The organism is Microbacterium hydrocarbonoxydans, assembly GCF_900105205.1.
In the GTDB taxonomy this organism is placed as follows: Bacteria; Actinomycetota; Actinomycetes; order Actinomycetales; family Microbacteriaceae; genus Microbacterium; species Microbacterium hydrocarbonoxydans.
On the sequence record NZ_FNSQ01000005.1, the window covers coordinates 463,214 to 476,724 of the forward strand.

19 protein-coding genes are annotated in these 13,511 nt (G+C 70.0%); 11 read left to right on the forward strand and 8 right to left on the reverse strand.

Translation table 11 applies throughout. From position 1 onward, the window contains the following. Nucleotides 1-8: 8 nt before the first annotated feature. Nucleotides 9-656: a biliverdin-producing heme oxygenase gene (locus tag BLW44_RS02520; protein WP_060927124.1), complete on the reverse strand. Its 648-nt coding sequence runs from the start codon at nt 654-656 to the stop codon at nt 9-11. 54 nt (nt 657-710) lie between these two features. Then, entirely contained in the window at nt 711-1,025 is a 315-nt protein-coding gene (locus BLW44_RS02525; RefSeq protein ID WP_060927157.1) for a DUF2470 domain-containing protein, read from the reverse strand. 89 nt (nt 1,026-1,114) lie between these two features. Between BLW44_RS02525 and BLW44_RS02530 the strand changes: the two genes are divergently transcribed. After that, a complete protein-coding gene (locus BLW44_RS02530) occupies nt 1,115-2,401 on the forward strand; it encodes a serine hydrolase domain-containing protein (RefSeq protein WP_060927125.1) in 1,287 nt (428 codons plus the stop codon). 43 nt (nt 2,402-2,444) lie between these two features. Then, on the forward strand, nt 2,445-3,461 hold the full coding sequence (gene corA, locus BLW44_RS02535) for a magnesium/cobalt transporter CorA (RefSeq protein WP_060927126.1): 1,017 nt from the start codon (nt 2,445-2,447) through the stop codon (nt 3,459-3,461). A 28-nt stretch (nt 3,462-3,489) separates the two neighbouring features. Here corA and BLW44_RS02540 read toward each other — a convergent pair whose 3' ends face one another. Beyond that, nucleotides 3,490-3,714 (reverse strand): hypothetical protein, encoded by a 225-nt coding sequence (locus BLW44_RS02540; RefSeq protein ID WP_060927127.1) that lies wholly within the window; start codon nt 3,712-3,714, stop codon nt 3,490-3,492. Continuing rightward, the gene (locus BLW44_RS02545; RefSeq protein ID WP_060927128.1) at nt 3,701-5,092 is read right to left on the reverse strand and encodes an APC family permease; all 1,392 of its coding nucleotides are present in this window, start codon (nt 5,090-5,092) and stop codon (nt 3,701-3,703) included. Before BLW44_RS02545 ends, BLW44_RS02540 begins: the two co-directional genes overlap by 14 nt. A gap of 153 nt (nt 5,093-5,245) precedes the next feature. Here BLW44_RS02545 and BLW44_RS02550 point away from each other — a divergent pair, with 153 nt between their 5' ends. Then, nucleotides 5,246-5,917, forward strand: a complete 672-nt coding sequence (locus tag BLW44_RS02550; protein WP_060927129.1) for a GOLPH3/VPS74 family protein — start codon at nt 5,246-5,248, stop codon at nt 5,915-5,917. A gap of 143 nt (nt 5,918-6,060) precedes the next feature. On the opposite strand, the gene BLW44_RS02555 is transcribed toward BLW44_RS02550, so the two are convergent. Continuing rightward, nucleotides 6,061-6,810, reverse strand: coding sequence for a DeoR/GlpR family DNA-binding transcription regulator (locus BLW44_RS02555; RefSeq protein ID WP_060927130.1), 750 nt, complete (start codon nt 6,808-6,810; stop codon nt 6,061-6,063). A 68-nt stretch (nt 6,811-6,878) separates the two neighbouring features. Here BLW44_RS02555 and BLW44_RS02560 point away from each other — a divergent pair, with 68 nt between their 5' ends. Then, the gene (locus BLW44_RS02560) at nt 6,879-7,250 is read left to right on the forward strand and encodes a TIR domain-containing protein (protein WP_174521357.1); all 372 of its coding nucleotides are present in this window, start codon (nt 6,879-6,881) and stop codon (nt 7,248-7,250) included. 7 nt (nt 7,251-7,257) lie between these two features. On the opposite strand, the gene BLW44_RS02565 is transcribed toward BLW44_RS02560, so the two are convergent. Beyond that, nucleotides 7,258-8,214, reverse strand: a complete 957-nt coding sequence (locus BLW44_RS02565; protein ID WP_060927131.1) for an NADP-dependent oxidoreductase — start codon at nt 8,212-8,214, stop codon at nt 7,258-7,260. Between the two features lie 78 nt (nt 8,215-8,292). Between BLW44_RS02565 and BLW44_RS02570 the strand changes: the two genes are divergently transcribed. Next, nucleotides 8,293-9,111 carry a suppressor of fused domain protein gene (locus BLW44_RS02570; protein ID WP_139305224.1) on the forward strand — a complete coding sequence of 273 codons (819 nt, stop codon included), beginning with the start codon at nt 8,293-8,295 and terminating at the stop codon, nt 9,109-9,111. 25 nt (nt 9,112-9,136) lie between these two features. Here BLW44_RS02570 and BLW44_RS02575 read toward each other — a convergent pair whose 3' ends face one another. Together BLW44_RS02575 and BLW44_RS02580 are read right to left on the reverse strand one after the other, a co-directional pair. Next, on the reverse strand, nt 9,137-10,012 hold the full coding sequence (locus tag BLW44_RS02575) for an SDR family NAD(P)-dependent oxidoreductase (protein WP_254775107.1): 876 nt from the start codon (nt 10,010-10,012) through the stop codon (nt 9,137-9,139). 10 nt (nt 10,013-10,022) lie between these two features. After that, a complete protein-coding gene (locus BLW44_RS02580) occupies nt 10,023-10,649 on the reverse strand; it encodes a cysteine hydrolase family protein (RefSeq protein WP_245647414.1) in 627 nt (208 codons plus the stop codon). A 159-nt stretch (nt 10,650-10,808) separates the two neighbouring features. Here BLW44_RS02580 and BLW44_RS02585 point away from each other — a divergent pair, with 159 nt between their 5' ends. From BLW44_RS02585 to BLW44_RS02610, 6 genes are all read left to right on the forward strand, one after another. Next, complete coding sequence (locus BLW44_RS02585; protein WP_060927134.1) at nt 10,809-11,345, forward strand: Asp23/Gls24 family envelope stress response protein; 537 nt, start codon at nt 10,809-10,811, stop codon at nt 11,343-11,345. After that, nucleotides 11,342-11,530, forward strand: a complete 189-nt coding sequence (locus BLW44_RS02590; RefSeq protein ID WP_056512003.1) for a DUF2273 domain-containing protein — start codon at nt 11,342-11,344, stop codon at nt 11,528-11,530. The genes BLW44_RS02585 and BLW44_RS02590 overlap by 4 nt, the downstream gene beginning before the upstream one ends. Then, nucleotides 11,530-11,925, forward strand: a complete 396-nt coding sequence (locus tag BLW44_RS02595) for a hypothetical protein (RefSeq protein ID WP_060927135.1) — start codon at nt 11,530-11,532, stop codon at nt 11,923-11,925. Before BLW44_RS02590 ends, BLW44_RS02595 begins: the two co-directional genes overlap by 1 nt. After that, nucleotides 11,922-12,506 (forward strand): Asp23/Gls24 family envelope stress response protein, encoded by a 585-nt coding sequence (locus BLW44_RS02600; RefSeq protein WP_060927136.1) that lies wholly within the window; start codon nt 11,922-11,924, stop codon nt 12,504-12,506. The genes BLW44_RS02595 and BLW44_RS02600 overlap by 4 nt, the downstream gene beginning before the upstream one ends. Then, a complete protein-coding gene (locus BLW44_RS02605; protein WP_060927137.1) occupies nt 12,503-13,117 on the forward strand; it encodes a hypothetical protein in 615 nt (204 codons plus the stop codon). The genes BLW44_RS02600 and BLW44_RS02605 overlap by 4 nt, the downstream gene beginning before the upstream one ends. Before the next feature lie 93 nt (nt 13,118-13,210). After that, nucleotides 13,211-13,384 (forward strand): CsbD family protein, encoded by a 174-nt coding sequence (locus BLW44_RS02610; RefSeq protein ID WP_053098095.1) that lies wholly within the window; start codon nt 13,211-13,213, stop codon nt 13,382-13,384. Nucleotides 13,385-13,511 lie beyond the last annotated feature (127 nt).

A 13,511-nucleotide genomic window follows, 5' to 3' on the forward strand; every position in this document is an offset into this window, starting at 1 on the left:
GCTCGTCGTCAGGCGGCGATGCGCGCGCGGTCGAGGTCTTCGAACAACTCGGTGTTGAAGCGGTAGGCGAGCAGCACCTCGTCGATCACACGCTCCCGCTCGGCGTCGTCCCAGGGTGCGGCATCCAACTGCTCGCGATAGACGTCCTTGAATGCGGAGGGATCGGCGATGTCGTCGAACAGGTAGAAGCCGATGCCGTTGGTCTCGAAGCCGAAGCGGCGGGCCATCACGCGGCCGATGAAGATGCCGCCGGACAGGTCGCCCAGGTAGCGGGTGTAGTGGTGGGCGACGAATCCGCCCGCCCAGGTGGCACCGACCTGGCGGATGCGCTCGACGTAGCGCTGCGTGGTCGGCAGGGCGACGATCTGCTCCCGCCAGTCCGGCCCGACGAGGAATTCGAGGTCCGCCTCGAGAGCGGGAAGGCGGGTGAGCTTGTCGCTGATGAAGACGGATGCCACGGGGTCGTGGCGCATCCGCTCGCCTGCCCCTTCGAGCGCTTCGTAGATGAAGTAGTGCTGTGCGACGAGGGCGATGTAGTCCTCTCGTGACCCCTCGCCCTTGAGCAGGTCGGACATGAAGCCCGCGCCCTCACTGCGGGAGTGCGATCCGGAGGAGCGCTCACGGAGGGCTGCGGAGAAGGAGAGGATCTCGGACATGTGCCCAGTGTAAGGGTTGCCTAACCTGAAATGAAACCCTCGGTTCGGCGCCGTTCAGGCGTGCGGGCGCGGCTCCACGCCCAGTCGCTCACAGGCGAGGTCGTACAGCGCCACGACTTCGCGCCGGACGGCGGGCCGCTCGCTGATCGAGCCGGAGGGCCAGGCGACGCGCAGTTCCGAGGTCTCGTCCCCGCGGGTGACCTCCCAGGTGCCGCCCTCGCCGTCGAGACCGGTCATCACCGCGCCGGTGATCTCGCCGCTGTCCTCGGGTGAGAAGGCGCGGGCGATGAGGAGGTTGTCGTCGGTGTGGTCGCCGTTCATGTGGCTGAGGATGGCGGAGACGACGTCGGCATCGAAGATGTGGGGCATGCCCATCACCCTAAACGGGCCCACGCGATGCGGTCTTTCAGGATCCGCGTTCTAGACTCGGGAGACACGTCTTCCGGGGGTTCCCTTTCATGCAGCTTCTCTCGTCGCGCAGGTTCCGCGCAGCAGCGGCCGGCGTCGCCGTGCTCGGACTCTTCCTCACCGGATGCACCGCTGAGCCCGACTTCACCTATGAGCCGCCCGCACAGGTCGACGGCGCCCTGCCCGACGACACGGTCGCCGCGATGGAGGCGGCCGTCACCAACGCGCTGACCGCATCCGGTGCCACGGGCGCCGTGGTGGGCGTCTGGGTGCCGTGGAGCGGCAGCTGGGTGACCGGCATCGGCACGCAGGATCCCGGCGCAGGGGCGGAGATCAGCACCGACATGGCCTTCCGCGTCGCCGACGTCACGCGGCTGATGACGTGCGACGTGCTGTACGGCCTCGCCGACGACGGCATCGTCGAGCTCGACGCCCCGGTGCCCGAATACGTCTCGGGTGTCGCCGACATGAAGGACATCACGCTGCTCGACCTGTGCAACGGCACGAGCGGTGCCGGCTCCTCCGAGGGGACCGCGAAGTCGGCGTGGCTGAACACCCCCGAGCGGGTGTGGGCGCCTCTCGAACTCGCGTCGTACGGCCTGGGTGCGAGCCGCGGAACGCCGCACACGACCTACCGCAACTCCGATTCCGGGTACCTGATCCTCGGCCTCGCCCTCGAGCGGGCGTCGGGCCTCACGGCATCCGAGCTCATCGCCCAGTACGTGACCGAGCCCCTCGGTCTCGAGCACACGTCGCTTCCGGGCACGGCGGCGGCCAAGCCCGCCAGCTCCGGTCCGGTCATGAACGGCCACTACCTGTCGGCGGTCGAGGGCGGCTACAACTGCGCCGCTCCCGTCGACATCACGACCCTCTCGTCGAGCACGGGATACACCGATTCGGGCGTCGTCTCCACGATCGCCGACCTGGGTCGCTATGCGCAGGCCGAGGCGAAGCAGGCACTCCGCACCGAGAAGGAGCCTGACCGCTTCGGAGCGCCTCTGCCGGTGAGCGACAAGGCGCCCTCGTGGTACCAGGCGACCGGCGGCGGCCTGCTCGTCGGGTCGATGGTCGGGCAGTTCGGGTGGACGCCCGGGTATCAGACCGCCGCCTTCTCCGACCCCGAGACCGGATTCACGGTGGCGGTGTCGCTGAACGACTCCACCACCGGCGGGTCGACCGCGGCGTACCTCTCGTGGGAGCTCGCGGCGATCGCCTCCAAGGCACCTGCCGCGTCCGGCGAGACGGCTCCCGACTTCGGTCTGCCGTTCACCGCCGAGCAGTACCACAAGAGCATCACCGACTCGGCGATCGCCTGCGTCGCACCTCCTGCCGGCTGACCGCCGGGGGAGCGTCGCGGCCCGACCGCCCGAAGGGGAGCCGATGGCGATCATCGACAACGCGATCTACGTCGACGGCATCCGCACGGAGAATCCGCGGAGCCTGAGCGAGACCTTCGAGGCGCTGCGTGACCGCGGCGGGATGAGCTGGATCGGCCTGTACCGGCCGAGCGAGGCCGAGATCCGCGAGGTCGCCGAGGAGTTCGGCATCCACGCCCTCGTCGTCGAGGACGCGCTCTCCGGGCATCAGCGTTCGAAGCTCGAGCGCTACGGCGACGTGCTCTTCATGGTGCTGCGCTCCGCTCGGTACCTCGACGCGGCGGAGGAGGTCGAGTTCGGGGAGATCCATGTGCTCGTCGGACCGGACTTCGTCGTCACCATCCGCCATGCGGAATCGCCCGATCTCGGTCGTGTGCGCCGCCGGCTCGAGGGCGACCCTGCCCTGCTGAAGCTCGGGCCCGAAGCCGTCCTCTACGCGATTCTCGACGAGGTCGTCGACGAGTACGCGCCTGTTCTCGCAGGTCTCGAGAACGACATCGACGAGATCGAGAGCCAGCTGTTCGAGGACGAGGTCGACGCCACGCAGCGCATCTACGAGCTGGGACGCGAGGTGATCGACTTCCAGCGAGCGGTGCAGCCCCTCGCCGGCATGCTCGACGCGCTGCTGCGCGGCTCGACCAAGTACGAGGTCGACGAAGAGCTGCAGCGGTACCTGCGCGACGTCCTCGACCACACGCTGCGCGTCTCTGAGCGCGCCAACACCTTCCGCACGGTGCTCGACAACGCGCTGACCGTCGAATCGACGATCGTGGCCCGACGCCAGAACGAGGAGATGCGGCGGATGACCGAGCTCAGCATCCGCCAGAACGACGAGGTGAAGAAGATCTCCGGGTGGGCGGCGATCCTCTTCGCCCCGACGCTGGTCGGCACGGTGTACGGCATGAACTTCGACCACATGCCCGAGCTGCACTGGGTGCTCGGCTACCCGATGGCCCTCGGACTGATGATCGCCATGGGGTTCGGGCTGTACTGGGTCTTCCGGCGCAAGGGCTGGCTGTAAGCGCCTGCTGCCTCCCGGCGGTCAGGGGCTACTGCGCGTCGTCCTCGTCATCGGTCTCGACGCCGGGTCCTGGTCCCGGGCGCACCGGAGCATCCGGCGCGATGTCGATCCGCGTGTTGCCGTCGTGCTCCGAGACCTCGATGCGCGGCGCGGCGTCGGCCTCGGTGGCATCCGGTGCCGCGGTCAGCTGATCGTGACGCTTCTCTTCGCTGGTCATCGCGTCATCGGCGGGGTTCTGGTCAGGCGTGCTCATGGTTCTCCTTCGGAGTCTCGGACGTAGGGTCTTCGGTCGTGTGTGCGGCACGGGTGCCCTCGCTCCGCTTCCTGCCCCACCGTGCCAGCAGGTAGAGCACGGCGCCCACCGCCAGCAGGATCGCCCCGAACAGCCAGACGACGGGCCGCTGCTGGGTGAGGAGCAGGATGCAGGAGGCGATCCCGAGCACCGGGATCACGGTCCAGATGCGGAAGTGGTCGTGCTCGACGTGGTCGCGCCGCAGGACCAGGACCGACACGTTGACGCTCAGGAAGACGATCAGCAGGAGCAGCACCACGGTCTCGGCGAGGGTCGCCAGGTCGCCGACCAGGGTGAGGCCCATGGCGACAAGGGTCGTGGTGAGGATCGCGACCCACGGGGTCTTGCGCTTCGGGAGTACTCGCCCCAGCGCCGACGGCAGCAGGTTCTGCTCCGCCATCCCGTAGGTGAGCCGGCTCACCATGATCATCGTGAGGAGGGCGCCGTTGGCGACCGCGATGAGCGCGATCAGGCTGAACAGCCAGGAGGGGATGCTCGCGCCGGCGGCCTCGACCACCGAGAGCAGCGGTCCGCTGGACTCCTGCAGCTCGGATGCCGGAAGGGCGACGGAGCTCGCGATGCCGACGAGCACATACACGGCTCCGGCGGTGAACAGCGCACCGAACAGGGCGCGCGGATACGTGCGCCGCGGGTCCTTGACCTCCTCGATCATGTTGGCGGAGGTCTCGAAGCCGACGAAGGAGTAGTACGCGATGACGGCGCCGGCCAGGACGGCCATCGCGACCGGGGTGCCCTCGGGCGCCTGGGTGAGCCGCGAGGTGTCGCCACCGCCGCCGCCGACGAAGATCCCCACCACCACGATGACGATGACGAGACCGCTCAGCTCGATCGCGGTCATCACGAGGTTCGCGCCGAGCGACTCCCGGATGCCGCGGGCGTTCAGTGCGGCGACGATCGCGAGGAACACGATCGCGACCGGGATCGTCGGGAGGTCGAAGAACGTGCCCAGATAGTCGCCGGCGAACGCGATCGCGAGACCGGCGGCACTCGTGACTCCGGCGGCGAGCATGCTGAATCCCACGAGGAACGACACCACCGGGCTGTGGAAGGCGCGCTCGGCGAACACGGAGGCGCCGCCCGCCCTGGGGTACTTCGTGACCAGCTCGGCGTACGAGCCGGCGGTGAGCAGGGCCAGCAGCAGCGCGAGCAGGAGCGGAGCCCACAGCATCCCGCCGACCTTCTCGGAGAGCACGCCCATGAGCGCGTAGATGCCGGCGCCGAGCACGTCGCCGAGGATGAAAGCGAACAGGAGGGGGCCGGTGATGGCGCGACGCAGCCGAGTGGGCTCGTGCTGCGCCTTCGCGGTGTCAGAGGTCATCCTGGCACCGTAGCCACGCGGCGGCGTCGAGGGCGACGGGGTTGACACGGGACGGGAGGGCACTCAGCTTCTTCACAGGTGCCCGCGCGGCTGCGGCGAACGTCATCCGTGCGGGGGATGCCGCAGCGATGCGGCCCGTCATAACGTGGACGCATGCTGATCGTCGAGGAACTGCACATGCTGCTGCTGCGGCCTGATGGCCGCACCGAGAGCGCCGTGAGCGTGAACCGTCTGTACGGCGAGGTCGCCGCCGTCATCGTGGACCTCGCCCTGCACGGTCGTGTCACGGTGTCGGACGAGAAGAACCCGGTCGTCGAGATCGTGTCGATGGAGCCGACGGGCAACCCGATCCTCGACACGACACTGCAACGGCTGGTGCCCCTGCGCGGCAAGCGGCTGCAGTCGCTGGTCGCGCGACCGAAGCTCGATCCGCTCGAGATCGTGGTCGAGTCGCTCGTGATGCAGGGTGTGCTCGTGCGGGGAGAGCGCGGCTTCTTCGGATGGGGCTCCGCACGCACGCCGGAGTCCGACCCCGGACCCGAGCACCTGCTCCGGTCGCGGCTCGCTGCCGTCCTCGCCGGCACGGCCGCCCCCACCCAGGCCGATCTGGCGCTGCTGTCGATCCTGCAGAACCTCGATGCCGCGCACGCGATCCTCCGCGAGGAGAGCGGCGGCCTGTCGTCGCGGGAGCTGAAGAAGCGGATCACCGAGCTCACGGCCGGATCGGCGGCGGGGGATGCGGTCGCCAAGGCCGTGCACGATGCGATCGCCGCCGCCATGGTGGCCATCATGACGCCGACGATCGTGGCCGCGACCATCACCTGAAGCCGTCCCGGGGGCATCCGTCCGAAGCTGTGCCCGCAGCCCGGGCACAACTTCGGACTCCAGCGGCGACACGCCGGGCCGGGAGGATGCCGGGCGGCCCCGGCAGCATCCGTCCGAAGCTGTGCCCGCGGCAGGCGGATGCCTCAGAGGAGCACGGGCACGCGCGTCGCGAGCTCGTCGAGCACCGGATCGGTGACGAGCGGGTCGACGATGATGCCGGCGACCCGCTCGAGGTCGAGCACCGGGTAGCGCGACGTCGCGCCGATCTTCTCCTCGCTGCCCAGCACGAGCGTCTGCGTGCATCGGGCGGCGATCGCTCGCTTCGTCGCAGCGTCGCCCAGGTCGCCGGTCGTCAGCCCATGGACCGGATCGATCCCGGTCACGCCCAGGAAGAAGAGGTCGGCGGCGAGCTGCTGCACGGCTTCCATCGCGAGCGGACCTCCGGCGACCATCGAGAACCTCGAGAGCTCGCCGCCGATCATTACGATGCGCGCCTCGGAGTGCTCGGCGACGGCGAGGGCGACGGCAGGACTCGGCGTGATGACCGTGAGGTCGGGGCCGTGCGGCAGTATTCGCGTCATGGCGAGTGTGGTCGTGCCCGCGTCGAGCACGATCGTCGCCCCGGGCGTGATCTGCGTCGCGGCGAGCTGCGCCACCCTCTGCTTGCTCTCGGTCGCCAGGCTGGCGCGCTGATCGACAGGTCTGTCGGCGAGCGGAATCGGCAGCGCGCCGCCGTAGACGCGCACGAGCGCGCCGGCATCCGCGAGCTCGCGCAGGTCGCGCCGGATCGAGTCCTCGGAGACCCCGAGGGCGACCGCGACCTGCTTCGCGACGACCCGGCCGTCCTTGAGCAGGATTCCGAGCAGGTGATCTTTGCGCTGCGCACTCAGCATCCGCTCGCTCCATTCTATTGATTCACGAAGTTGCACGTTTCTGCACGGTTAACGTTACAGTCTTCTCCATGACGACACCACTCCTGATCCTGATCGCCGGCCCCTACCGCTCGGGCACCGGCGGCGACGCCGCCCTGATCGCCCGCAACCTCGAGACCCTCGAGGAGGCTGCAGCCCCCATCCATCGCCTCGGCCACGTTCCCATGATCGGCGAATGGGTGGCCCTGCCGGTGCTGCGCGGCATGACGGAAGCGGATGCCGCCGAGGGCGACGTCATGTACGAGACCGCCCATCGGCTGCTGAAGCACTGCGACGCCGTGCTGCGGCTCCCCGGCGACTCGGCCGGCGCCGACAAGGACGTCGAGATCGCCCTCGAACGCGGTCTGCCGGTGTATCGCTCGGTCGACGAGATCCCGAGGCGTGGGAGCGCCGCCGCATGAAGGTCGCCTAGACGCCGCCGGATCCGGTCACCACGACGATCTTGCCGGTGGCATGGCCCTCGATCGACCGGGCGTACGCCTCACGCACATCCTCGAGCGGATGGACCGAGTCGATCGGCAGCTCGGTCACGCCGTCGGCGAGCAGTCCCGCGATCAGCGCCAGCTCGGCTCGGCCGGCGGCGGCCCCGCCCACCCCTCGCACCGGGAGTCGCTGCCTGGCGGCGTAGTCGGCGACGGTGTTGATCCGCTCCGGAGCGATGCCGAGCGCGACCGCGAGGTCGACCGTGCCGTGACCCACCGTGTCGAGCACCACCGTGAGGCCGTCGGGCGCCGCCCGGCGGATCTCGGCCTCGAGCATCTCCTCGTATGCGAGCGGATGGATGCCGAGCCGCCGAAGGAGGTCGTGGTTGCGCGGGCTCGCCGTTCCCAGGACCCGCGCGCCGCGTCGCACGCACAGCTGCGCGGTGAGGATGCCGACTCCTCCGGCGGCGCCGCTGACGAGCACCACATCGTCGGGGCCGATCTCCTGCGACTCGACGCTCGCGACAGCGGTCCGGCCCACCACGTTCAGCGCGCCGGCGACGGTCAGCGACAGACCGTCCGGAACCCGCACCAGCAGACTCGGATCGATCACCAGGTGGTCTGCCTGCGCGTGATAGCGCAGCCCGCCGAACACCCGGTCGCCGACGCTCCAGTCCCCGACGTCCGCTCCGACCTCATCGATGACCCCCGCGAAGTCGTAGCCGTTGCCCGAGGGCAGCGAGCGCTCGTACGGATCGTGCATCGGCTGACCGCTGAACAGCTTCCAATCCACCGGGTTCACCCCGGCGGCGGCGACGCGCACCCTGACCTCGTCGGGGGTGGGATGCGGGGGCATCCGCTCCTCGATCTCGAGCACCTCCGGCCCGCCGAAACGGCGGAAGACGACTCGTCTCGAGCGATCGTCGTGCGGCTCAGTGGTCATGCGCTCAGCCTAGGAGCGGATGCGCCGCCGAGGGCCGCCGTCGTTGCCCCCGCGCAGGGAGCCTGTTTGACTGTCGCCATGACGGATGACCGCGACGCCTTCCCCCAGCACGTCTTCGATGCACTCGGGGCCGACCCCGTCGCCTTCGAGGACCTGATCGGGGGAATGATCCGGGCGGTGGAGAAGCGGCCCGTCGACGGCCCGGTGACGGTCATGACCTCCGGTGCGTCCCTGCTGCCGACCGACTCGGGAGAGCGAGTCGAGCTGGCGGTGGAGGTGCTCGACGGACAGCAGGGTGCGGCGCTCGTCGCGCTCGGCATCGTCTGCGACGACATGGCGACGAACCGCCGCGTGCCGCCGGTCGGCGCGCCGTGGCGCAACAGCGATCCCTTCCTGTCCGGGACCGGGATCTCGGCGATCCTGGTGACGCCGTCGCGGTGGGGCACGACGTTCGACGAGGTCCGCGCCTCCGACGGTTCGGTGCTCGGGCACGTGCGGACGCTTCGCCTGATAACGGATTCGGAGGCGGCGTACGCGGCCGCGAACGGGTGGGACGCGCTCGTCACGGCGGCGGGCTCGGTCGACGCGCTCCTCGATGTCACGAGGGGCGATGTGGTGTCGGCACCCGCGCTGCCCGGCAACGCGCCCGTGTTCCTGTCGAAGCTGCACGCCGAGCATCCGCCGCGGTGGGTCACCTTCACGGGTGGGGAGCTGCAGTCGGTCACCGGCCTCGAGTCCGAGGAGTACATGAACGACGCGGCGAACCACGAGGTGTGGTCCGTGGACTCGTTCCTCGCCCGGTTCCCCTGGGTCGCCGCCTTCGTGCGGGAGGTCCGGCCGGGGCAGACCGGACTGTTCACCGACGCCTCCGGTGCGTACGTGCTCGAAGACGACTGAGGTCAGTCCGCGAACCGCACGCCGGTCAGCTCTTCGGCGACCGACCACAGCGCGTCCCCGACCTCGGGGAGCGGACTCGGTCGCTCGCACGCACACGCGTCGGCATGCCGCGGAACTCCAGCAACCCGCCGGGTCCCCAGTAGTCGCCGCCGGTGGCGTCCGACGCGACCGCAGCATGCACGATCGGCGCGGCTCCCGCATCCTTCCCCTGCACGAGCGGGCGGCTGAGCGAGGAGAGCGCCCGGGTGAGCGGCGAGACCGCGGCGAGTCCGTCGCGGCGCGGCGTGAGCGGATCGACGGCATAGCCGGGATGCGCGCACAGCGCCGACCGCGCCGTGCCCCGCCACCGACGGTCGAGGGCGAAGGCGAGTGCCATGAGCGCGGCCTTCGAACGGCCGTACTGCCGCAGCGACGGGCCCGTCCACGGCTGGGCGAGGGTGGCCGGATCGATCTCGGCGAACCGATGCGCGAGCGATCCGACCGCGACCACGCGGGCATCGTCGGCGAGCACCGGCACGAGCTGCGCGAGGAGCGCGAAGTGTCCGAGGGCGTTCGTGCCGACCATCAGGTCCAGCCCGTCCGCCGTGCGGGCGCCGCGATCAGCCGCCTTCACCCCGGCGTTGCAGATCACGGCATCGAGGCGCTCATCCAGCGATGCTGCGGCCGAGGCGATGCTCGCGAGAGAGCCGAGATCCACGGACAGGATGCCGAGGTCGGCGCCGGGCGCGTGCGCATGGATCGAGGCAGCCGCGACGCGAGCGCGCTCCGCTGAGCGGCATCCGAGCAGCACCCGTGCGCCGTGTCCTGCCAGGATCTCGGCGCACCAGTAGCCGATCCCTGCGTTCGCCCCCGTCACGAGGATGGTTCGGCCGGTGAGGTAGGGGAGCGCGAGGGGGGCCATGCCCTCCAACCTAGGCCGAGACGCCGACCCGATCCGCGGTGCGGACGACGGTGGCGAACCCGCGGGACGAGAGGATGCTCTCGGTGCGCCGCATGATGTCATCGCCCGAGACCGGCGACAGCCCGTCGGCGGCCTCGATCGGCGAGGTCGTGGTGGCATCCGTCACGAAGAGGACCTCGAAGCCCAGGTCGGCAGCCACTCGGGCGGTCGTCTCGCAGCACTGCTCGGTGCGGATGCCGCACACGACCACCTGTCCGACGCCGAGCTGCCGCAGCTGCTCCTCGAGATCCGTCGACGTGAAGGCGTTCACCGTGGTCTTCGTGACGGCGAGCTCGTCGTCACGAGGTCCGAGTTCGTCCATCACGCGGACGAATCCGCGCGCGGGGTCGAACACCCCTGCCGTTCCCGGCTCGGCGTGCGTGATCCAGGCGACGACGTCTCCCCGTCGGCGCGCGTGCGCGACCAGCTGGATGATGTTGTCGATGGCGCCGGGGTTGGCGGTGGCCGCCCACTCGTCCGGCCGCTGCCGGAAGGATTCCTGGGCGTCGATCACGAGCAGAGCGGTGGCGGGGGAGTTCTGGTCCATCTGCTCATCCTCCCGGTCGGGGGTGCGCGAGGACAGGGGCTGCGCCGTCATCCTTCGCGTCTTCTCCGCCACCCGGGCAGCACCGCGCCGACGTCGGCGACGGATCTGTGACGAATCCCGCTCGGCATCCGTCCTATCTGTGAGCGACCCACACCCGCTCCCGGCGACGCCACACGGCCCGACCGGCACCCGTGAGACGAAGGACAAGTCATGGCAACTCAGGATCAGAACACCCCGGCCACCTCCTCTGCGACCGCCGGCGAGAACAACGGAGCACAGTCCTCGCGCGCCGCGCAGTCGAACACCTCGGCTTCGCGCGTCGATCGCACCTCGTCCTTCTCGGCCTCGCGGATCGGCGCAGACACCGGTGCCGCAGGCAAGACGGTCATCGCAGACGGTGTCGTGGCCAAGGTCGCCGGCATCGCCGCCCGTGAGGTCGCCGGCGTCTACGCGCTCGGTGGCGGTGGAGCACGCGCCTTCGGCGCGATCCGCGATGTGATCAACGCCACCGACCTCGCGCAGGGCGTCAAGGTCGAGGTCGGCGAGACGCAGGCTGCCGCAGACCTGACCATCGTCGTCGAGTACCCCGCGCCCATCCAGGAGGTCGCCGGCAACGTGCGCGCCGCCGTGGCCGGCGCCATCACGCGCCTCGTGGGTCTCGAGGTCGTCGAGGTCAACGTCGAGGTCAACGACGTGCACGTCCCCGGCGACGACACCCAGGAGAACGAGGAGTCGCGAGTCGCATGACCCCCACCACCACCGGCGCCCTCATCGGCGCGCTCCTGGCCCTGGCGGCACTGATGTTCGGATTCTGGGGGTTCCTCCTCATGGCTCTCTTCGCCGGCATCGGCGCCCTCATCGGCCGGATCGCCTCCGGAAAGCTCGACGTCCGCGGACTCGCCGACGCCTTCACAGGGCGGCGCACCTCCTGATGCGCGTCGACCAGCACCTCGCCGCCGGTGGCGACCCCACGCGGGTCGCCACCCGGAAGGCCGCCGTCCAGGGCCGCATCGTCGTGAAGGAGCGGGTCTACCGCACGGTCACCGAACAGGCATCCTCCGCCCTGATCGGTGTGCCTCGCGGCGACGTGAAGGTCGACGTGACCGAGCATCCTCGAGGGATCGCCGTCCGCATCGCGACGCCGCTCCCGGTGCCCGATCTCGACGACACCCTCGCGATCGCCCAGACGGTCCCCGTCCTGGAGCGGGCCGGACAGCTGCAGGAGCAGTTGCAGCAGCGTCTGACCGGCATCCTCGGTCGGGATGTCGTCCGGATCACCCTCACCATCACCGGTGCCACCCTCCCGGAAAGGAGACGAGTGCGATGAGCACCCCTGTTCTGCGTCGCGTCGTCCGACGCGAGACGCATTCCCCGCGCACCGTCGCGATGTTCGTCGCGGTCGTCCTCCTCATCCTCGCCCTCGCATACCTCGGGGTCGAGATCGTGCTGAGCCTCGCCGCGCAGCCCGCGCTCCTGTTCGGGCCCGCCGCGGCCGGGGCCTGGCTCGTGGGTCTGCCCACCGCGCAGCCACCGGCACTCGTGATCGCCGGCAGCGCGGTGCTCGCCCTGATCGGTGTTGTGCTCATCTGGTTGGCGGTCGCACCCGGTCGGCTGTCGAAGCACACCCTGGATGCCGGGAAGCGCGCGGTGGTCGTGGACAACGGCGTGATCGCGAGCGCCCTCGCCCAGCACCTCTCCGAGGAGACGGGACTCGCTCGCGAGGCCATCATCGTCGGGGTCGGCCACCGCAGCATCGACGTCACCGTGCGGCCGGGCGCAGGCATCCCCGTCGAGAGGAGCGCGGTGCAGTCCGCCGCCGAGACCGAGCTGCAGAGCTACCGGCTGACGCGCCGGGTCCGCACCCGGGTGCGCATCGAGCGCCCCGACCACACGGAGGACGACCTGTGAACAACACGAACCGCGCACTGAATCGCGCCCTGCTGCTCATCATCGGGCTGCTGTTCCTGGGCCTCGGCACCCTGGGCATCGCCATCATGAGCTGGCCGACCGCAGCCGACATCTGGACCTCTGCCGGCGCCGACGCCCGCACCTGGCTCGACCAGGCCCTCGCGGCGACGGCGATCGCCGGCGGCAGCCTGTCGTGGATCGGTCTCGGAGCGGTGGCCGCGATCCTCGTCGTCATCGTGCTCCTGATCGTCGCGCTCACGAGCATCGCCGGTCGGCGGTCGAAGACGGCGTTCCGGTCGTCCGGAGCGCAGAATCCGCTGGGACGCGTCACCGTCACCGAATCGTTCGTGTCGGATGCCGTCAAGAACTCGCTCGCCACGCGGGACGAGATCCTCTCGGCGCACGTCACGGCCAACGACATCCGTCGCGAGCCGGTGCTGCATGTCGCGGTCACGCCCCGGCAGAACACCGATCCACGGGAACTGGTCGACCAGGTCGACCGGCTGCTCGCGAACCTCGCCACGCTGACCGGTCGCGACACTGCGACCTACGTCTCCCTCCACACCGGCCTGCGAGCGCGCCTCGCCCACGACCAGCGGCGGCTGTCGTGAACCCAGACTCACCGTCGGTCGCGAACCGCCTCGACGATGAGACGTCGGGAACCCTCCCTACGTCCTGCACACCCCTCACGAAAGGAGCTCCTCATGGGACTCGATGACAAGATCAAGAACGCCGCTCAGGACATCGCCGGCAAGGCGAAGGAAGCGATCGGCAACGCGACCGACAACGACAAGCTCGCCGCCGAAGGCAAGGCCGACCAGGTCAAGGCCGACGCGAAGAAGGCCGGCGAGAACGTGAAGGACGCGTTCAAGAAGTAGACCTCCGACGGGCGGGTCGAGCGGCGTGACGCTCACCCGCCCGTCGTCGTGCGCGCGCGTCGGCACGTGCGGGGCGGCATCCGTCGTTCTCTCCAGCGTTCCCGTCGGTTCGTCACTGTCGCGGCCC